At 61.0% G+C, this 19,043-nt stretch carries 14 protein-coding genes; 8 read left to right on the forward strand and 6 right to left on the reverse strand.

Annotated features, from left to right (window positions below; genetic code table 11):
* Positions 1-12 precede the first annotated feature (12 nt).
* On the reverse strand, positions 13-1,137 hold the full coding sequence (locus Sj15T_RS02615) for an amidohydrolase family protein (RefSeq protein ID WP_013039746.1): 1,125 nt from the start codon (positions 1,135-1,137) through the stop codon (positions 13-15).
* A gap of 187 nt (positions 1,138-1,324) precedes the next feature.
* Between Sj15T_RS02615 and Sj15T_RS02620 the strand changes: the two genes are divergently transcribed.
* Together Sj15T_RS02620 and lldD are read left to right on the forward strand one after the other, a co-directional pair.
* The gene (locus Sj15T_RS02620; RefSeq protein ID WP_013039747.1) at positions 1,325-3,631 is read left to right on the forward strand and encodes a TonB-dependent receptor; all 2,307 of its coding nucleotides are present in this window, start codon (positions 1,325-1,327) and stop codon (positions 3,629-3,631) included.
* Between the two features lie 399 nt (positions 3,632-4,030).
* Positions 4,031-5,194 carry an FMN-dependent L-lactate dehydrogenase LldD gene (lldD, locus tag Sj15T_RS02625; RefSeq protein WP_013039749.1) on the forward strand — a complete coding sequence of 388 codons (1,164 nt, stop codon included), beginning with the start codon at positions 4,031-4,033 and terminating at the stop codon, positions 5,192-5,194.
* A gap of 44 nt (positions 5,195-5,238) precedes the next feature.
* Here lldD and dld read toward each other — a convergent pair whose 3' ends face one another.
* From dld to Sj15T_RS02640, 3 genes are all read right to left on the reverse strand, one after another.
* Positions 5,239-6,945, reverse strand: coding sequence for a D-lactate dehydrogenase (gene dld, locus Sj15T_RS02630; protein ID WP_013039750.1), 1,707 nt, complete (start codon positions 6,943-6,945; stop codon positions 5,239-5,241).
* Positions 6,946-7,039: 94 nt separating this feature from the next.
* A complete protein-coding gene (locus tag Sj15T_RS02635; RefSeq protein WP_041386312.1) occupies positions 7,040-7,819 on the reverse strand; it encodes an SDR family oxidoreductase in 780 nt (259 codons plus the stop codon).
* A 76-nt stretch (positions 7,820-7,895) separates the two neighbouring features.
* Positions 7,896-8,828 carry a 3-keto-5-aminohexanoate cleavage protein gene (locus Sj15T_RS02640; RefSeq protein WP_013039752.1) on the reverse strand — a complete coding sequence of 311 codons (933 nt, stop codon included), beginning with the start codon at positions 8,826-8,828 and terminating at the stop codon, positions 7,896-7,898.
* 372 nt (positions 8,829-9,200) lie between these two features.
* Here Sj15T_RS02640 and Sj15T_RS02645 point away from each other — a divergent pair, with 372 nt between their 5' ends.
* Complete coding sequence (locus Sj15T_RS02645; RefSeq protein WP_013039753.1) at positions 9,201-10,166, forward strand: LysR substrate-binding domain-containing protein; 966 nt, start codon at positions 9,201-9,203, stop codon at positions 10,164-10,166.
* 66 nt (positions 10,167-10,232) lie between these two features.
* On the opposite strand, the gene Sj15T_RS02650 is transcribed toward Sj15T_RS02645, so the two are convergent.
* A complete protein-coding gene (locus Sj15T_RS02650; protein ID WP_013039754.1) occupies positions 10,233-10,838 on the reverse strand; it encodes a VOC family protein in 606 nt (201 codons plus the stop codon).
* Positions 10,839-11,123: 285 nt separating this feature from the next.
* Between Sj15T_RS02650 and Sj15T_RS02655 the strand changes: the two genes are divergently transcribed.
* The 5 genes from Sj15T_RS02655 to Sj15T_RS02675 all read left to right on the forward strand — a co-directional run bounded on the left by Sj15T_RS02655 (position 11,124) and on the right by Sj15T_RS02675 (position 18,681).
* A complete protein-coding gene (locus tag Sj15T_RS02655; RefSeq protein ID WP_013039755.1) occupies positions 11,124-12,761 on the forward strand; it encodes an FAD-dependent monooxygenase in 1,638 nt (545 codons plus the stop codon).
* A gap of 33 nt (positions 12,762-12,794) precedes the next feature.
* The gene (locus Sj15T_RS02660; RefSeq protein WP_013039756.1) at positions 12,795-13,613 is read left to right on the forward strand and encodes an alpha/beta hydrolase; all 819 of its coding nucleotides are present in this window, start codon (positions 12,795-12,797) and stop codon (positions 13,611-13,613) included.
* A 197-nt stretch (positions 13,614-13,810) separates the two neighbouring features.
* On the forward strand, positions 13,811-16,036 hold the full coding sequence (locus Sj15T_RS02665; protein WP_013039757.1) for a TonB-dependent receptor: 2,226 nt from the start codon (positions 13,811-13,813) through the stop codon (positions 16,034-16,036).
* Positions 16,037-16,162: 126 nt separating this feature from the next.
* Positions 16,163-17,371: an acetyl-CoA acetyltransferase gene (locus Sj15T_RS02670; RefSeq protein ID WP_253720699.1), complete on the forward strand. Its 1,209-nt coding sequence runs from the start codon at positions 16,163-16,165 to the stop codon at positions 17,369-17,371.
* A gap of 290 nt (positions 17,372-17,661) precedes the next feature.
* Positions 17,662-18,681 (forward strand): LysR family transcriptional regulator, encoded by a 1,020-nt coding sequence (locus Sj15T_RS02675; protein ID WP_013039759.1) that lies wholly within the window; start codon positions 17,662-17,664, stop codon positions 18,679-18,681.
* Here the strand turns inward: Sj15T_RS02675 and Sj15T_RS02680 are convergent.
* On the reverse strand, positions 18,646-19,038 hold the full coding sequence (locus tag Sj15T_RS02680) for a nuclear transport factor 2 family protein (RefSeq protein WP_013039760.1): 393 nt from the start codon (positions 19,036-19,038) through the stop codon (positions 18,646-18,648). The two genes, Sj15T_RS02675 and Sj15T_RS02680, sit on opposite strands and share 36 nt — an antisense overlap.
* Between the last annotated feature and the right edge of the window lie 5 nt (positions 19,039-19,043).

The following is a 19,043-nucleotide window of genomic DNA, read 5'->3' on the forward strand; positions in this document are numbered from 1 at the left end:
CCCCATACAGGCTCAACTTTTAGGCAGCACCGGGTTCTTGATCCGGAACAGAGTCTGCGCATTGCGGAAGCAAATGCGCTCGGCATCGATTTGCGACAGCGTGGCCGAGCGGATAAACCTCACGGCTTCCTCGCTGCGCTCATAAGGATAGTCGATCGCGAAGAGAATTCGCTCGGCGCCTAAAATCTCTAGACAGTAAGCCAGCACTTGGTGTGAGAAGGTTCCGCTGGTCGTTATGTAGATGTTCGATTTGAAATATTGACTGGGAAGTTGCTTCAACGGCTTGAGGCCCAGCTTCTCGCCTCCTCGCGCCATGAGATTGCGATAGCGATTATCGACCCGCATGAAATAATAGGGAATGCCCTCGCCCATATGTCCCAGTACCACCTTCAACCGTGGGAACTCGTCGAACACGCCCCCAAAAATCATCCGTAACAGGTGCATGCTCCCATCGGCGCCGTATCCCCACAGAGCGCCGCTCAAGCCGTAATTCTCGTAAGGTCCGATCATCGCCTGCGATGGAGAGCGGGGATGCAAATAGAGCGGCATGTCCTGCGCTTCTAGCGCGGCGAGGATGGGTCGGAATTTTGGCTCGTCCAGATATTCGCCGAAGCTGTGCGAATTGATGATCACCCCATTGAGGGCCAGATCCTTTCGCGCGCGCTCGATCTCCGCGACCGATGCCTCAGGGTCTTGCGGGGCGATCGCTGCCAGCCCGGCAAAGCGCGTGGGATGCGCACGGATAATTGCGGCGAGACCGTCGTTCAGCGAGCGGGCGACACGCGCGCCCTCCTTGGGAGGGAAGGCTTGTGGACCCGGTATCGTGACGCTCAGCAGATGCATGTCGACGCCATTCGCATCCATCTCCGCAAGACGCGCGTCTATGTTGCAAAGCTTGCGATTCAACTCGGACGCTCCGGCGCCGGCTCCGCCGCGCAAGAGAGCGGTATAGGTCTTTTCCGCTTGCGTCATGCCCGGAGGCCCGGCGTCCAACGCGGCCATGAACTCGGGCGTTGCATAAGCTTCTTCCGTAGCAATCAGCGGCACCCGCGGTGATTGCGCCCGCGCGTCCTCGGCGCCGATGATCGACCCCGCCAAGGCTCCCGCGATCACGGTGCGTCGATCAAATTGCGTCATTATTTCTCTCCTTTGGAAGACCTCTTGCCATCAGCGACGACCGGGGAAAGATGTCGGTCCACAGCGACCGATGCCTGCTGCCTATCTAAACCCGTAAAAAGCGATCGTCCCCTTGCCAGCAACCCTGCCTATGCCACCGTCAAACCCAGCATTTGAGTGCGAGGCCGGGATTGAGGGGATAATTGATATGCGCAGCAGTTTATATTTTACCGGCGCCGCGTTGGTCTGGCTTGCGCCAGACGCCGTTCTGGCTCAGCAGGCGGATTCCGTCAGGGCGAACACGGCGGCCGCCACCGACGCAGGTGAGATTATCGTCACGGCCCAACGCCGGTCCGAGCGGCTACAGGATGTGCCGATCGCCATCACGAATCTCGATAGCGGACGCTTGGCGAAGGCCAATATTCAGACACTACAGGATCTTCCACGCATCGCGCCGACCTTGAAGGGCGGCAATGGACCAGGGACATCGGGCGTGCGCCTGTCGATACGCGGGCTAGGCTCGCTCGGGAACAGCGCCATCGAACCCAGCGTGGCTACCTTTGTCGACGGCGTCTATATCGCACGCCCTGGGGCGATGTACGGGGCGCTTCTGGATCTCGACGCTATTGAGGTATTGTCAGGCCCCCAGGGGACGCTCTTTGGCCGCAATGCGTCCGTGGGCGCGCTCAACATCCGCACGAAGACGCCGACCGATCAGTTAGAGGGCAATATCGGGGTGGAAACAGGCACGGGCGATCGATACCGGCTGGATGGCGCGATCAACCTGCCGCTTGGCGAGGACGTTGCGCTTCGCATTGCCGGTCTCGCGCAGCTCTTCGACGGCTATTGGAAGACCACGGGGACGGGCGGCAGAAGCGGCGTCGACAACTTCGCTGCGCGCGCGACGCTGCGCGCGCGATTGTCGGATACACTGACCTGGACTGGCCGTGGCGACTATACGCTGACGCGCGGCGGCGGATGGCAGTATACGCCCTTGATTGCCGATACTCTCACACCGGCGACGCTGGCGACGTTGACGGCACGGATCGGCGCGCCTTCCGATCTCGACCGAGATGACCGCACGACCAACCAATATACGGCCGGCAATCATGTCGACTCCAAACATTGGGGCTTTTCAAGCGAATTCGCTTTGGAGCTGGGCGACTTTGCTGTGAAGTTGACCGACAGCTATCGAGACTGGAACAATCTCGAGCAGGATGGCGACGGTTCCTTTCTTCCGATCCTTTTGCTTGCCCGCGACAACTTCTGGCGAAGCAAGAGCAACGCGCACGAGCTGCAGCTGAGTTCCCCGACAGATTTGCTCGACGGCCGTTTGAGCTTCGTTAGCGGGCTTTATTATTACCATGAGAATTTGCGTATCAATTACAATTTCAACCTGTCGCCGAGCTTCTGCAGCATCATCGCGCCTCCTGCGGCGACGGCGACCTGCCTTGCAAATCCCCGAGATCCCGCAGCATTATTCGTTTTCAATCAGAGGACGTCGAGCATCGCGGGCTATCTTCAGGGAAGTTTCAAGATCATGCCCTCGCTCGATCTGACGCTGGGCGCGCGCTACACCCATGATGACAAGGACGGGAGCTTCATCGGCAGGAATTTCAATGCAGCCGCCAATTCGATACAGACCAACGAAACGACAAATCTGTCCTACGCCGAGGGCCGTTGGACGTATCGCGCGAACCTGGCTTGGCGGCCAAGCAGGGAATTGATGCTCTTCGCGACCTATTCGACCGGCTTCAAATCAGGTGGATTCAACTCTGGCAACTCAGGTGCAAGCTTGGGCCAGCTTAGGGTCTTCGATCCCGAGACCGTCAAGGATTACGAACTGGGTTTCAAGTTCCAGACCCGTGACCGTGTTCTGACGTTCAATGCTACCGCATTCAGGATGGACGTGGACAATTTCCAGGAGCGCGCGCTGTTCGGGATCACCTCGGTCGTGCAGAATGTCGGCTCTTTGCGCCAGCAAGGCATCGAGGCCGAGGTAACCGTCAGGCCGGTGGACGGTCTTCAGCTTAATACCGGGATCGCGTATCTGGATTCCAAGTTCAAATCCTATCCCAATGCCCCGAACATCCCAGGCTTCACGCCCGCTACACATGATCTGAGTGGCTTTCCACTGACCTTTTCGCCCAAGCTTTCTGGCACAAGCGGCATCGAATATTCCGCGCCGGTGGGCGGAAACATGCGGATCAGTCTGCGCGGCGACATTTCCTACACGACCAGATTTTATGCCGGGACGACAATCGACGGAAACCCGTACACGATCCAGCCGGGCTATTCATTGCTCAGCGCGCGTGCAACGGTATTTGGCCGCGACGATAGGTGGTCGATCGCCCTGTTTGGCGACAATCTCGCGGACAAGCGGTATTGCACCAACATTGCCGCGCAGGTGTTCGATGCACCGCTTGGCTTGCGCAATCCGACCACAGGAACGGGCCTGCGATGCTTCGTAGGCAATCCCCGCACATTTGGAGTCAAGCTGACGAGCAATTTCTAAGCGCCGTCCAGGCATGCATGGGTCAACTACCCAGGCCCGGCTTTCTAGGCTGTATCGACATTAGGCTGCGCGCCGGGTCACGGAAAATCATCATTTTCGGCTCGCCATCTTCTGAATGTCGATACAGCCTAGTATGCCAATTAATCGTGGATTTTCTGAGCCGGGCTTTGCAATATCGCCCAAGCGACGAAGGCGGAACGCATGGCCAAACGTTTGCACTGGGGAAAGCGCTATGCGCGGCGCTTATCGTATCGTCGCAGATGTCATCGCGTTCCGCTTGCACCGATCGCCTAGCAGACGTTACGGGCTGACGGGAGGGGGCACGCAGGTGAGGGAATGGCAAGCGCCCGGCGGGTGGCGACAGTCTCGGCGACTAGCCGGTCACGGGACGATGTCATCATGACCCGTAAAATAGGCAAGGCCGCCTCCGTCCTCGACTATCGCGAACTTGCCCGTCGCCGCCTGCCGCCCTTCCTGTTTGAATATATCGACGGAGGTTCCTATGCCGAGGTGACGCTTGAGCGCAACCTGGCCGATCTCGCGGGAACAGCGCTACGGCAACGCGTGCTCACCGATGTGTCGCAACTCGATCTCACTACCACGCTGTTCGGACAGAAACTCGGGCTGCCGGTGGCGCTCGCGCCGATCGGACTGGCTGGCATGAATGCCCGCCGGGGAGAGGTGCAGGCCGCGCGCGCGGCGGAGGCGGCGGGTATCCCTTTCTGCCTCTCCACAGTTTCGGCGTGCCCGCTGGACGAAGTCGCTGCGGGGGTGAATGCGCCTTTCTGGTTTCAGCTCTACATGATCCGCGATCGTGGTTTCATGCGCGCCTTGCTTCAGAAAGCGAAGGCACTTGGCTGTTCCGCGCTCATATTCACCGTCGACATGCCGGTGCCCGGCTCCCGCTATCGGGACTATCATTCCGGTCTGGCCGGGGCGGCGGGGACGGTTGGCGCGATCCGGCGACTTGGTCAGGCGATGCGGCATCCGCGCTGGGCGTGGGACGTCGGCCTGCTTGGGCGTCCGCATCAGCTCGGCAATATCGCGCCGGTGCTGGGGAAGAATACGGGGCTTGAGGATTTCTTCGCCTGGATGCGGACTAACTTTGATCCCGGCGTCACCTGGCGCGACCTTGATTTCATTCGGGACATTTGGGACGGCCCCCTCATCATTAAGGGCGTTCTGGATAGCGAAGATGCGCAAATGGCGGTGCGCGTCGGCGCGGACGGCATTGTCGTATCCAATCATGGCGGTCGTCAACTGGACGGTGTGCCCTCGACGGCGCGGGCGCTCCCTCCCATTGCCGACGCTGTAGATGACCGCTTGACTGTTCTGGTCGACGGCGGGGTAAGATCGGGACTGGACGTCGTCCGCATGCTGGCGCTCGGCGCGAAGGGGGTGCTGCTCGGCCGTGCCTGGGTCTATGCGCTAGCGGCAGGCGGGCAGGCGGGGGTCGCGCATGTGCTGCGGCTGATCGAGGCGGAAATGAGGGTCGCCATGGCTCTGACGGGCAGCCGCGATATTGGCGCGATCGGCCGCCACATCCTCGTCGATGATGGTTGATCGATCGCGGCGTCGCTGATGGATAACTCCTCGATAGGTAGGCGCTATGCCCAGCCCGCTTTGCGTGAGGTCTTCCCGATGCCGGGGTTGAAGCTGTTGCACGGGTCCAGTGTCCTGTAGAAGCTGGCGAGTTCGGGCCTGGCCACGTAATGATGGCCGACATTATGTTCGGCGGGATATTCTGCTCCCTGTTCTGCGAGCCGATCCAGCAGCCGTTGCTTCAAGATTTCGACGTCGCATCCGGGTCGCACCAGATAGTCTCGGTGGAAAACGTGGCAGAAAAAATGCGCGTAGGTGGCCCGCGCCACCAGTTGCGAGCTGATGTCGTCGGGCAGTTGCTCGACCCAATCCGCGCAGTTGCGCGGCAGCGCCACGTCCAGCGCCACGAGCCTGCCTACGCCGCCATCCTCCAGCGAAGCGTGCCGGATCGCGGCGCCCGCCGCCACGAACCGCAGGAGAAAGGCGCGTTCCGCCTCCGCGTCGGTGCATTCGCGCCAACCGGTTGTGTCGCCGTCCCGCTCTACTCCCTCCAGATAGGCGCGCATTTCCCCGATGCCATCGTCGGCGACGCGGATGACGAGATGATGTTCGTATCGGTCGCGATAGCGCCGCAAGGGTGGCGAAAGCGGGCTGGGCAGGAGATTGCCCAGGCGCTGCAGCAGCCGGTCGCTGGGTGCATCCGAACCGATCCCGATCCATCGCGCTGCACGGTCCAGCGCTCTTTTGAGGGCGAACAAGCGAGGCAGCCTTCGGGTGCCGAGATATTTGATCGCGAAGAAGCTGTCGCGGCCATAGCGTTCCGACATCAGAATCGTCTCACGGCTCAGATATTCGGCAGAGACGGGAAGATGCGAAAAAGTCCCCAGCGCGGCGCGTCTCAAACTGGTGAAAACGGCCGCGTCGTTGGTGGCGATATAGAAGGTCCGGTTTCGATCGTCTTTCCGGAAAGTGTCGAGCCGTACGGCGAATATGGCGATGCGGCCGGCGGAGCCGGACGCGCCATGGAGCCTCCCCGGATCGGCATTGTAGCGGGCGGGAGAGGGATCATCGATCTTTCTTACCCGCCGATCATAGTCGGTGTCCGAGGCGGCCCGGATATTGCCGGCCGGCGGCCCATCGTCGAAGCGACCGCTCTCCAGCCGGCCCAGCATCTCTTCGGCATCGTCGCCAAGTTCCAACCCCAGATCGTTCACGAGGCATAGCTGCCCGTCTTCCCGCAAACGGGCATAAAGCGCATATTCCGTGTAGGCCGGTCCGCGTCGCAAGAGCGCGCCGCCCGAACTGTTGCAGATGCCGCCGATCACGGAAGCACCGATGCAGGACGATCCGATGACCGAGTGCGGCTCGCGCCCCAGCGGTTTCAGCAGCTCCTCCAGGTCGTAGAGCGTGGCGCCCGGCAGGGCGACGATCTGCCGTCCTCCTTCCAGCAGGTGAATGCCGGACAGCCTGCGCGTTCCGATGATCACGACCGGGCGCCCGTCATAGCCGGCGACATGCGGCGTGGACCCGCCTGTCAGTCCCGTGTTTGCAGCCTGCATGATCACGATGCCCTTGGCCTCGACCACGGCCTGCAAACAACGCCACAGCTCGACAAGGGTGCCCGGCAGCGCCACGGCCGACGCCCCGCCACCGGGATATCGATAGCCCTGGGTGTAGGGGCGCATATGCGCTTCGTCGGTCAGGAGGTTTCGCCTGCCGACGATCCGGACGAGCTTTCCGGGCAGGTCCGCCCGATCCGAATTCAAATGCATGCCGAACTTGCCTGAAGGAAGAAACGAAGCGGATCGAGGCGGCTGCGGATCGGCCTCGTAACAGCATCGGGGCGCTGATCCACGACTGATCGCGTCAGCAGCTTTGAACGTCGCCGGCGCCGCCATAGGCTGTCCAGCCGCCATCCACCGGCACCACGGCGCCCGTCATGTAACTCGCCATGTCGGATAACAGGAACGCGGCGACATTGGCGATTTCTTCAGGCTCGCCAAGCCGCGCCATGGGCGTCCGGCGCGCGATCCGGTCCGTATCGAACGCGCCGTCCTTCACAAGGCGATCGACCATCGGCGTCAGGATGTAGCCGGGCGCGATCGCGTTGACCCGAATGCCATGATGGCCCCATTCGGACGCCAGGTTGCGGGTCATGTGGGCGACGGCGGCCTTGGCCGGGCTGTAGGCCGGGCGCCGCGGAATTCCGCCCAGGCCGACCACCGACGAGATATTGACGATTGCGCCATGCCCTTGAGGGATCATGACCCTGCCCGCCGCGCGGCATATGAGGAAGGTGCCCCGCACGTTGATGTCGAAAATGCGTTGCCATCCGTCGATATCGGTCTCCACCACCGACCGCACATTGTCGCTGACGCCGGCGCTGTGGAATAGCGCGTCAAGACCGCCGCAAACGCGCTGCACCGTCGCGATCATGGCATCGCAATCCGCTTCCGAGGTCACGTCGCCGGCCACGCTGGCCGCCGCGCCGATCCCGTCGGCCACCGCATCGAGCATTCCGGCGTCCCGGTCGGCCAGCACCACCTCCGCGCCAAGCGCACGGAAGATTTTCGCGCCCGCAAGGCCGATCCCGCTGGCGCCTCCGGTTACCAGAATGCGCCTGTTCTCAAGGGTCAAAGCCGACACCACAAGATCATCTCCCTGGAGGACCGGGCTGGGCGCGGCTCCGCAAAGCCTTTCCCGGCCCGTCCTGTCTCCTCTGTCAAGCGGCGATCCTCATCGCATCGCGGCCCTTGAGCTGCAGCATCGCCCGGGCTTCGTCCGGCGTCGCCACCTCAAGCGACATGGCTTCCAATATGGTGCGGATGCGCTGGACCTGGACGGCGTTGCTGGTGGCGAATTTGCCGGGACCATCCCAAAGCGAGTCTTCGAGACCGACCCGGACGTTGCCGCCAATGGAGGCGGCGTGCGTGGCGATCGGAATCTGGTTCCGGCCCACGCCGAGAACGGACCATGTATAGGCATTGCCGAACAGGCGATCCGCTGTCCGGCGCATGGTGATGACATCTTCGTAATGCGTGCCGATGCCGCCCCGCGCGCCGAATACGGTCTGGATGAAGATCGGCGGCTTCAGCAGGCCCTGCTCAAGGAAGAAGAGCGCATTATAGAGATGCGAGACATCATAGCATTCGATCTCGAAGCGCGTGCCGGTCTCGCTGCAGGCGCGCACGATGCCGGCGATATCGCGGAAGCTGTTCTTAAAGACATAATTGTCGGAATTGCGGAGATACGGTTCCTCCCAATCATGCTTGAAGTCCTTGAACCGCTTCAGCATGTCGAACAGGCCGAAGTTCATCGATCCCATGTTGAGGGATGCGATCTCCGGCTGGAACTCCAGGCAGGGCCGCAGCCGATCCTCAAGCGACAGGATGGGAGAGCCGCCCGTCGTGATGTTGATCACCACATCGCATGCATCGACGATCCGGGGCAGGAACTGGCGATAGATGTCGACGTCCTGGGTTGGTTCGCCGGTCTGCGGATTGCGCGCGTGGAGATGGACGACGGACGCACCGGCCGCCGCGGCCTCGATGGCCTGGGCGGCGATTTCATCGGGGGTAACCGGCAGATGCGGCGACATCGACGGCGTGTGGATCGAACCGGTAATTGCGCACGTAATGATGACCTTCTGCGGCATCCAACATCTCCAATAAAACGATAAGTTGTACGTTGTGTTTCTCTGAGGGCGATCCGTTCTGCCGGACGCGATGGCCGGGTTTGGTCGCGCGCCTGACCTGATCAGCCTCATTTATGTTTTACATCATGATTCCCGATGCCCGCTTCACCGCGCGACGGCCTAAGTCATACGGCGCGGTGCAAGGACACGGTCAGGAGGTGTTTAGCGAGCGGCGGCTCCCTTGAGATGATCGCAAGTTCGAGGAAGCTATGCATTTCAGGCATCGATCGGGGGCGCTGCTTCCCGGATATCCAGTGGGCGCCGGGCCGATCCGGACATCAAAATCAGAACGCAAGGGGCATCAAGACCCCGGCAGAAACGAGAGGGAAGAAAATGAAGTTGCACCATATCAGAGATGTCTCGGCCGTCGCGGAAACCGGGAGCCTGAGAGCAGCAGGCCGACTGCTCGGCATTACGCAGCCCGCCATATCGAGAAGCATCAGAGACATCGAAAATGATCTGGGCGCGCCGCTTTTCGAGCGTCATGTGAACGGCGTATGTCTCACGCCGATCGGCCAGGCTTTTCTGAGGCGCGCCGAAGTCATCCAGTCGGAGATGCGGCGTGCGCGCGATGAGGTGGATCAACTCAAAGGCAATTTCGTCGGACAGGCGTCGATGGCCATGTCTTCCGGAGCCGCCATCGCGCTTACGTCCCGCATAGTGAGGAGCTTCCGCCGGAAATATCCCAAAGCGCTGCTGCGCATGCGCCAGGATTTCTTTCAGCCGGTGGAGCGCAGTATCAAGTCAGGGGAGATCGATTTCTATCTCGGCGCCTATGACCAGGCGCTGTCGTCCACCTCGCTGTCGGTGGAGCATATCGCCGACAATCAACGGGTGATTATCGCGCGCGCCGGTCATCCGCTCGGCAATGCAAGGAGCATCGGCGAACTGCGTTCCGCTCAATGGATTCGCCCCTCGCTCGCCAATCGGCCAGATGAAACGGCGTTCGAGGAGATTTTCGTGCGAGCGGGCCTGCCGCGGCCGGACATTGTCTTGCATACGACGTCTACGATCATGACGATCTTGGCGATCGCCGACAGCGATCTGCTGAGCTTTCTGCCCGTGCAATGGCTGGAATCGCCGCTAATCAAATCCTTTGTCCAGGCGATTCCGATTGCCGACGTCACCTTCGCCTGCCCGCCACTCTGCATCGTGCGGCGCAGCGACCTGCCATTAACGCCCGTCGCGCAGCATCTCTACGATCTCGCGCGCAATGCCGCGATGAACTACGCGATGGACAGGAAGGTGCCGGCGGAGCCGACGGCGTTGCAGGGATGCGCTGCCGTTCTCGCGGAATGAGGGGAGGGGGCAGCCGCGCCGTACGGGTCGCCCCCCCCTTGCTATTTTCGCGGAAAAAGCCCTCGGTCAGCGGATGCCGATGATTTCGACGCCCGCCGGGCCGCTTTGCGGGCGCAGCTTGAGTTGGCGTTCGTCTTCCCCGGCAAGCAGGCGCTCGTAGAGCGCATCGGGATCGAAGGGCACGCCGATCGGATTGATTGCAAAGGCTTCACTGTAGAAGAACGCCGTGGCCTCTTCCAAAGTGTCATAATTGTCTACCTGGAATTCGACCTGATTGTCGTCGGGATCGGCATAGTAAAGCGATGTGGTCGGGCCATGATTGACCGCCCATTTCGGCACGATCCCTTTTTCGCGAAGGCGGACATAATTGCCCAGCAAATCGTGGAGCGACTTGTGGGAATAAGCGATATGCTGCAACCCGGCCACGCCGTCCGGCTGTTCGGCCAATCCCTCCACATTGAGGATCGCCACGCGATGATGCTCTTCATCGTAGGTGAGAAAGACCAGGATTTCCGTTTCGAAAGCAGCATGCGCGTGGAGGACGGTCTTGTACCAGTGGGACATCGCGTCGATCCGTGATGTGCGGAAAACAACGTGTGCGAAATGCGCGGGTGACACCACCGGCTGATGTTTAGCATGTTCGATCGCGGCAGCGACGGCGGGCATTGGCATAATTCACCTCCAGAAATCGGGACGAGGCTCTCACGCGTCCTGCGAGCGGGCAAGATTTCAAATTTGGCGCGATGATAACCGTCATGCAGCGCCCGGCCATCCAGCCGGAGGCCGGGCCCTGCGACCGGCGGCGGGCTTGCATCTGTCCGGCAAATTGGCGGGGCGCAGCCCGATAAGCGGTGTGCATCGCAATGATGCACATCTCATCTCGGAAACAGGCAGCGGGGCGATAATGTCCGGCCATCAAGAACGCGGCCAGCCGGCTATATCCAGGAGAGAAGTTACATGAATGTCAGCGAATCCCGCGACGGCGAGCGGTATCAGGTGATCGTCGCCGGCGGCGGTTCAGTCGGAATGACCATGGCGCTTGAGCTGGCCCATCGCGGCATTCGGGTGCTGATGTGTGAAGCGAGCCCCGAGGGCCATTATCACACCGCGAAGACCAATCTGTCGAACGCGCGGACCATGGAGCATTTTCGACGGCTCGGCGTCGCCGACCGATTGCGCGCCAACGATCCCGTGCCTGCGAGATACCATCGCGATGTGACGTTCATGACCCGGGCGAACGGCCGGGTTCTGCTGAACATCGAAGGGGCTTGCGAATGGAAGGAGCGCCTGCCCATTTCCGCGGAAGTGCCGGAATGGGCGCCAAACCAGGCGATCGAAAAGACGCTGCATGAATGCCTGCTCGAAAAGCCGACCGTCACGGCGCTGTTCGACGCCGAAGTCATCGACTTCCAGCAGGACGAAAATGGGGTTTCCGTCCGCTATGGCGGCCCCGATGGGCCGAACATCGCCACGGCCGAATATCTGATATTGTGCGATGGTGCTCGCTCGAAGCTGCGGACCAAACTCAATGCGGCGTTATGCGGAGAGACGCTGGCGCAAAGCATGTCCTGGCACTTCCGCGCGCCGGAACTGACCCATCTGTTCGAAAAGACGCGGCTGTCCTCCTTTACCTTTTTCCTCAACGAGGACGGGTATGCCGATGTCGTGCTGCCGCAAAGCGAGAACGACCATTGGGTCTATCTCTCCTCGCCGATCCCAGTAGGCATCGATCCGCTGAGCTTCGAGGATTTTTCGAAGATGCTCTTCGCCAGCATCGGCGCGGAGTTCGAAATTACCGAGGCGACGGGCCGCGCATGGTCCAGCCACTCGCGCATGCTGCCGACCTATAATTTCGGCCGTGTTCTCGTGGCCGGCGATGCCGCCCATCTGACCTCGCCTTTCGGCGGGTTTGGCATGAACATGGGTATCGGGGACGCCGCCGACCTGGGCTGGAAGCTGGCGGCCATGCTTCAGGGATGGGGCGGCCCGATGCTGCTGGGCACCTATTCCCTTGAGCGTCGGGAGGTGGAGCGCTTTATCATCGACGGATCGGCCTATAATCAGAAGCTGCTCGGGACCGAATTGATCCGGCCTCATATGGAGGAGGATTCCGAGCGCGGCGAGGCGGCGCGCAAGGAAGTATGCGAGCTGCTCGTTGCCGAGAAGATGCAGGAATTCCGAAGCCTCGGCGCACAACTCGGCTACCATTATTATGCATCGCCCATCATCGTGCGGGACACCCGCGAGGCACCGCGCATGGACTATGCGGAATATACGCCCATGGCCGTGCCGGGATGCCGGGCGCCGCACATCTGGCTCGACGATGGCAGCTCGCTCTTTGACCATTTCGGCGACGGCTTCTGCCTTCTGAAGCTCGATCCGGCCGCATCGACCGGAGCGCTGGAAGAGGCGGCCGTCCGACGGGGCGTCCCCTTCAAAACCTTCGAACTGGATCGCCAAGATGCGCGCGACCTCTACGAGCGCAAGCTGATCCTCATTCGTCCGGACCAGCATGTCGCGTGGAGGGGCGACGCGCTGCCCGACGATTGCAACTGGCTGATCGACACCGTCCGTGGCGCCCTCAGCTTCGCCTAGCCAGATTCCGCATCCGCCAGGAAAGTCGTCACGATGAAGAATTACAGTCTCACCATCAAGGGGGTTTCGCTCGCCTGCATCGAGGCTGGCGAAGGGCCGCTGGTCATACTGATGCATGGCACGTTCGCCGGCAAGCAGCTCATGGTCCCCCAATTGCTGCACCTTAGCCGCCATTTCCGATGCGTCGCGTTCGACTGGCCGGGCCATGGAGAGTCCGGAGCGATTGCCGGCGGATGGACGGTCGACGACCTCGTGCCCCTGCTGCCCGCGATGATCGAGGCACTGGGCGAGGACCGCGCGTTTCTGTGCGGGGTTTCGCAGGGCGGTGCTGTGTCGATGCGGACGGCGCTGGTCTATCCGGATAAGGTTCGCGCCCTGGTGAACATGTGCGCTGGCCCTGGCGGTCCACCGCCGCCTGCCGCGAAGGTGGTGGCCGATTTCGCGGCGTTGCTCGCCGAGGAGCAGGACGAAGAGACCCGCCGGTCGGCGGTCGAGGATTTCGTGAGGCGGATGTTTCACGATCCCGAATTTCCGAGCCGGGCACCGGACCGGTTCAGAGAGGAGGTCGACCTTATCCTGTCGCATAAGCGCGACTATGTTAAATATCTTCCGAATGTCCCGCTTACCTACCGGTTGCTGAGTGACGAGGAACTGGGCGCCATCCGGTGTCCGACCTTGGTTATCTGGGCCGAGTTCGAAAATCGGCCAACCCTTGGCGCCCAGCTCGCTTCGATGATTCCCGGCAGCGAATTGGTGATCATCAGGAATGCCGGGCATCATGTGAATGTCGACCAGCCGGAGGCGACATCCCTCGCGCTCGAAGGTTTTCTGCGCCAGCAGGCTAAGGTCTGAGGCGCGCGCCTCTCGATGAAGCGACCGGCGAGGCTCTTCAGCCCGCCGGATATGATGACCGGAATGCATCGCAACGAAGCTTTTCTCGTCTCTTCGATATTCGGGAAACCGCTAGCCTGCGGGCATGGGGGCAGTGGTCCGAACTTTGGTGACCCGGCCCTTATCAATAGCAACGAAGAAAAAATGGGGAGGATAGTATGAAGCACCGATATTTGACCGCGGGCGTCGGTCTCGCTGCACTTGCTGTCGCGCAACCGCTTTGGGCGCAGCAGGTGTCCGGCCCCGCATCCGCTGAACCCCAATCCAGAGGACTGGAGGACATCATCGTGACGGCGCAGAAGCGGTCGGAAAGTATGCAAAAAGTCCCGATCGCCATCGCCGCCGTGACCCCTCAACAGCTCATCAATTCCGGTATACAGAGCACCCAGGGTCTTGCCGCCGCGTTGCCCGGATTGCAGTTGCTCAATATCGGCGGAAACGTCACGCCCTATGTCCGCGGCGTTGGCAGCGGTTTCGCCGCTGCCGGTCTGGAAAGCCCGGTCGCCACCTATGTCGATGGGGTTTATTACGCCAATCCGGCCGACGTGAATATGGATCTGTTCGACATCGAGCAGGTGTCCGTGATCAAGGGACCGCAAGGCACGCTCTTCGGTCGCAATGCGACGGGCGGCGTCCTTCAGATCACGACGCAAGAGCCAAGCGAGACGTTCGGCGGCCGAGCGCGGATCGGTTTCGACCAGTATGAAACGCTGAGAGCCGACGGGTTCGTGGCTGGCCCCCTGTCGGACACAGTGCGGGCGAGCCTTGCCGGAACGTTCAGCCATCAAGGGCAGGGCTGGGGCCGCAACGTCTTTACCGGGAACGATGCCTACAAGGCCGACCATATCCTCGGCGTGCGCGGAAAGGTGGAGGCTGATCTCAGCGACACAACCGTCATCCGCCTGTCGGCCGACTATTCGGATCGCCACGGGCCCATGGCCATGAACTTCCGCGCGCTGCCAGGAACGGGCATCGCGTTTCCTACCCCTCAACCGGCGCGGCCGTGGGATACCAAAAGCTACGTCGATGCCCAGAATGACTATGGCGGCGGTGGAGTCTCGGTCACGCTCGATCAAGAACTGGGTGATTTGAATCTGACGATGATCAGTGCATATCGCAAGTCGAGAAACTTCTTCCGTCTGTCGCCATCGGTGACGACCACCCCCGTTTTGGACATTAATTCCACCGATCATTCCGAGCAGGTGACGCAGGAAATCCAGCTTGCTTCGTCTGACTCCGGGCGTTTGACCTGGCAGACGGGCTTCTATTATTTCTACAACAAGGCCAACCGGCAACAGGAACTTTTCTTTCGGCCAGGATTTGCCGCCAATCTTGGGCTTCAGATCGCGGGCGATCCGGCGGTCGGACCGGCGATCTTTCCCTTCGAACGAGAGAATGTCGATGGAACGCAGCGCGTGGATTCGGCTGCAGCTTATGGGCAGGCGACCTACCGCATCACGGAATCGACACGGTTCACGGCCGGCTTCCGCTACACTTGGCAGTGGACGAAATTCCACGGATCCGCTGTCTTTACGCTGCCGGGCGGGGGCAAGGTGACCGTGGCGGATGTCGCCGGCGAGAAGAGCAGTTTCAGGAAGCCGACCTGGCGCCTTGCGCTCGATCATGACTTCACGCCGAGCGTTACCGGCTTCATATCATATAACCGCGGGGTGAAGAGCGGCGGGTACAATATCAGTACGCCGAGCAACCCCGCATACCTGCCCGAGCAACTCGACTCCTACGAAGGGGGCGTGAAAAGCGAATTGTTTGAGCGCCGGGTGCGGCTGAACCTATCCGGCTTCTATTATAATTATAAGAATATCCAGGTTCCGGCCTTCTCCACCGTCCTCATCATCGTCAATGGCGCATCAGCGGAGCTTTATGGTCTGGATGCCGAACTTACCGCAAAGGCTGGCGATAATCTGACACTGAACGCCAGCACCAACCTGCTGCATGCCAAGTTCAAGTCCTTTCCAGGCGCGACGTTCACGACACCCCTGCCAAACGGCCAACCCAATTCCGGCTTCCCCGGTGACGCGAGCGGTAACAGAATTCCTTATTCGCCAAAATTTACGTATAGTCTGGGTGCAACCTATACGATCCCAAGTTCGATCGGCGATTTCGCGGTCAATGTAACAGATAGCTACAATAGTGGCTTCGTAGCGGAAGCGGACAACCGGCTGCGGCAGAACAGCTATCATTTCCTGAACGCCTCTGTTGCCTGGACTACGCCCAGCAAGGCGATCACGGCCCGCCTTTACATCAATAATATTCTGAACAAGGCTGTAGTCAGCCAGTTTTCGACCGTCGCCGGGATTTCCTATATCGGCGACTATACCAATCCGCCGCGGATAGTCGGCGGATCGCTCGAATGGAACTTCTGAACTCGGCCCCGCACGTTCCACTTTCGCGTGGTTGGCCTGTGCAGCCCGCACAGGCCAATGACGAGCCGACGTCGCGAAGGTCATCCAGACTTATGGGCGGTATCAGCCCAAGCGATTTCGCGACGTGTGGCCGCGCCGCTATGTTCGTTTGACAGCTGTAAAGGATTAAGCATGAGCGCATATATCATCGGATGGTCGCACTCGAAGTTCGGAAATCTCGCCGATGAGACGATCGAGAGTCTGATTGTCGAAGCCGGGGCCAGCGCGATCGCCGATGCAGGCCTGGAGCCGGGCGACATCGACGCGATCTTCGTTGGAACCATGAATGCCGGCATGACGCGGCAGGAGTTCGTATCCTCGCTGCCCCTCGCCATCAGCGACGATCTCCGCTTCAAGCCTGCGACGCGGGTCGAAAATGCATGTGCGACAGGCAGTGCCGCCGTCTATCAGGCCCGCAACGCGATCGCCGCAGGCGCGGCGCGGCGCGTTCTGGTGATCGGGGCGGAGAAGATGACCGAGCTGGGCAGCGCCGCCATCGGCGACTGCCTGATCAAGGCATCCTATCTGCCGGAGGAAGGCGAGACACAGGGCGGCTTCGCCGGTGTGTTCGCGGGCATCACGGATACCTATTTTCAGCGCTATGGCGACAAGTCGGATGTGCTCGCCCATATTGCGGCCAAGAACCACCGCAACGGTGTCGCCAACCCCTATGCCCATGTTCGGAAGGATCTTGGCTATGAATTCTGTCGCGGCAACGACAAGAATCCTCTCGTGGCGGGCCGTCTGAGGCGGACAGACTGTTCGATGATCTCCGACGGAGCCGCAGCGCTGGTGCTTGCCGATGCCGATACGGCGGACGCCGCGCAGAAGGCGATCGCGTTTCGCAGCGCAGTGCACGTCAGCGATTTCCTGCCCGTGTCCAAGCGCGACATCGTCGCCATGCCTGGCCCGAGCCGCGCTTGGCGGCAGGCGCTGGCCGATGCGGGCGTCGGGCTGGAAGATCTCAGTCTTGTCGAAACCCATGATTGTTTTACGACGGCGGAACTTCTTGCCTACGAGGCCATGGGATTGACGCCTCAGGGACAGGGCGAGCGTGCGATCCTGGAAGGATGGACCGAGAAAGGCGGCAAGCTGCCCGTCAATCCTTCAGGCGGCTTGAAGGCCAAAGGCCACCCGATCGGCGCGACGGGCGTGTCCATGCATGTTTTGGCGGCCATGCAGTTGCAGGGTGCTGCAGGCGATTTCCAGGTTCCTGACGCCAAGCTCGTTGGTCTGTTCAACATGGGCGGCTCGGCGGTGGTCAACTATGTCAGCATCTTGGAAGCGAGGAAATAGAGCTGTCCGGCAGACAAAACAGGCTCGCATTCGGCATCCCTCTAAACTGTAGCACGACCTGCGTCCCGGCCGTCGGCCGATGGCTAAAATGACGCTTGCACCCATTTGGGCCTCGCGCCATGACTGGATTCCTATCCTGCGGGCTGCCGTTCGGGTCGGGCAGAGCGTGGTAGGCAGCGACTGCGGGCCGGACGCAAGCCAGTCAGGCTGTAGGGACGTCGGCGTGCGCGGGACGATATATGTCGCGACCCGTCCCTGCCGGCGACAGGATTCCGGCTGGAGAGCATAGGATGGAACTGACCCAGTTCGATATCAACCTGCTACGCGCCCTGGACGTGCTGTTGCAGGAGAAAAGCGTGACGCGGGCGGCTCGCAGGCTGTTCGTGACTCAGCCCGCGGTGAGCGGGTCTCTCCAGCGTCTGCGGGAAATTTTTCAGGATCCGCTGCTGATCCGCGTTGGCCGTGGGATGGAGCTTACGCCGCAGGGGCAGGCGCTGGTCGAACCGGTGCATGAGGCAATCCTGGTCATCGAGCGGCTGCTTCAGGTCGGACCCAGCTTCCATCCCCGAACGTCGCAGCGCACGTTCCGCTTCGCCATGTCGGATTATTGCACGCATACGATTCTGCCGGGCCTGATGCAGCGGATCAGCATCGAGGCGCCCAACATCAGGATCGCGGTGGCGGAGCGGTTCACGAAGGATTTCGATCCGCTTCAACTTGGCGACCTCGACATGCAGATTACCCTCGACGACCAAAGGGTCTTCGCCGATGACGATCAGTTTCAGGCGATGAACCGGATGCCGTTGATCGAGGATCGGTTCGTCTGCGTCATGTCCGCCGATCATCCGGCGTCATCGCCGTTGACGCTGGCCGAATATACGCGCTTTTCCCATGCAGGCGCCAATCATGACATTCCCACCGTGCCCGATGTCGCTCATCGGCTCGCGGGCGTTGTCCCGCACGATCGCGTGATGATCGGCAGCTTTACAAGCCAACTTTTTCAGCTTCCCGGAACGGATATGATTGCCATCGTGCCTTATGAACTGGCGGCGATGCTCGCCCCGATGCTAAACCTGCGAATCATGGAGCCGCCGTTCGCCGTCGATCCGATCACGGAGGCGGCATTTTGGCATGCGCGCAACAACAGCGATCCGGGCCATGTCTGGCTGCGCGGGCTGCTCCAGGACATCAGCGCGGACATCCGCAGCAGGCGAGAAGCAAGGCAGCGCCGTCCCGACGGGCGGGAGCAGCGGGGAAGGCCAGGCGCCGTCCCCTCAGGCAGCAATCGCGGTCGCTTGAAACGCCTCTAACCGCCACTCTTCGTCTTGCTTGAGCCAGACCTGCAGGACTTGGGCGCGGAGTGAGACGGTCTGTTCGTTCGCTCGTATCTGGATCACACTGTCCATCAAACCGGTCATGACCGCGACCGTGCCAAACAGCCGAACGGTCAGCTTGTCCCGCCTTATGTCGAGGAAGAAAACATCTTCCCTGACGAAGCGAAGATATTCTTCGAGCGTCTCCGTATGCCCCGGCGTATGCGTGTGGGACAAAGTGGGCGACAGAAGCTGTGCTAGGGCGTCATGGTTACCCGCGACCAATGCTTTACCCCGGCGGCGCTCGGCCTCGTGGACTGCCTTTACCTCGGCATTATTCGTGTCGGATGTCATTATTT

This window comes from Sphingobium sp. TA15, from assembly GCF_037101235.1.
Lineage (GTDB): Bacteria > Pseudomonadota > Alphaproteobacteria > Sphingomonadales > Sphingomonadaceae > Sphingobium > Sphingobium indicum.

Coding starts and splice junctions, on each gene's coding strand:
- Sj15T_RS02615 (WP_013039746.1), bottom strand. CDS start 1,137: ATGACGCAATTTGATCGACGCACCGTGATCGCGGGAGCCTTGGCGGGG.
- Sj15T_RS02665 (WP_013039757.1), top strand. CDS start 13,811: ATGAAGCACCGATATTTGACCGCGGGCGTCGGTCTCGCTGCACTTGCT.
- dld (WP_013039750.1), bottom strand. CDS start 6,945: ATGCATTTGAATTCGGATCGGGCGGACCTGCCCGGAAAGCTCGTCCGG.
- Sj15T_RS02620 (WP_013039747.1), top strand. CDS start 1,325: ATGCGCAGCAGTTTATATTTTACCGGCGCCGCGTTGGTCTGGCTTGCG.
- Sj15T_RS02650 (WP_013039754.1), bottom strand. CDS start 10,838: ATGCCAATGCCCGCCGTCGCTGCCGCGATCGAACATGCTAAACATCAG.
- Sj15T_RS02680 (WP_013039760.1), bottom strand. CDS start 19,038: ATGACATCCGACACGAATAATGCCGAGGTAAAGGCAGTCCACGAGGCC.
- Sj15T_RS02640 (WP_013039752.1), bottom strand. CDS start 8,828: ATGCCGCAGAAGGTCATCATTACGTGCGCAATTACCGGTTCGATCCAC.
- lldD (WP_013039749.1), top strand. CDS start 4,031: ATGACCCGTAAAATAGGCAAGGCCGCCTCCGTCCTCGACTATCGCGAA.
- Sj15T_RS02655 (WP_013039755.1), top strand. CDS start 11,124: ATGAATGTCAGCGAATCCCGCGACGGCGAGCGGTATCAGGTGATCGTC.
- Sj15T_RS02660 (WP_013039756.1), top strand. CDS start 12,795: ATGAAGAATTACAGTCTCACCATCAAGGGGGTTTCGCTCGCCTGCATC.
- Sj15T_RS02645 (WP_013039753.1), top strand. CDS start 9,201: ATGAAGTTGCACCATATCAGAGATGTCTCGGCCGTCGCGGAAACCGGG.
- Sj15T_RS02675 (WP_013039759.1), top strand. CDS start 17,662: ATGGAACTGACCCAGTTCGATATCAACCTGCTACGCGCCCTGGACGTG.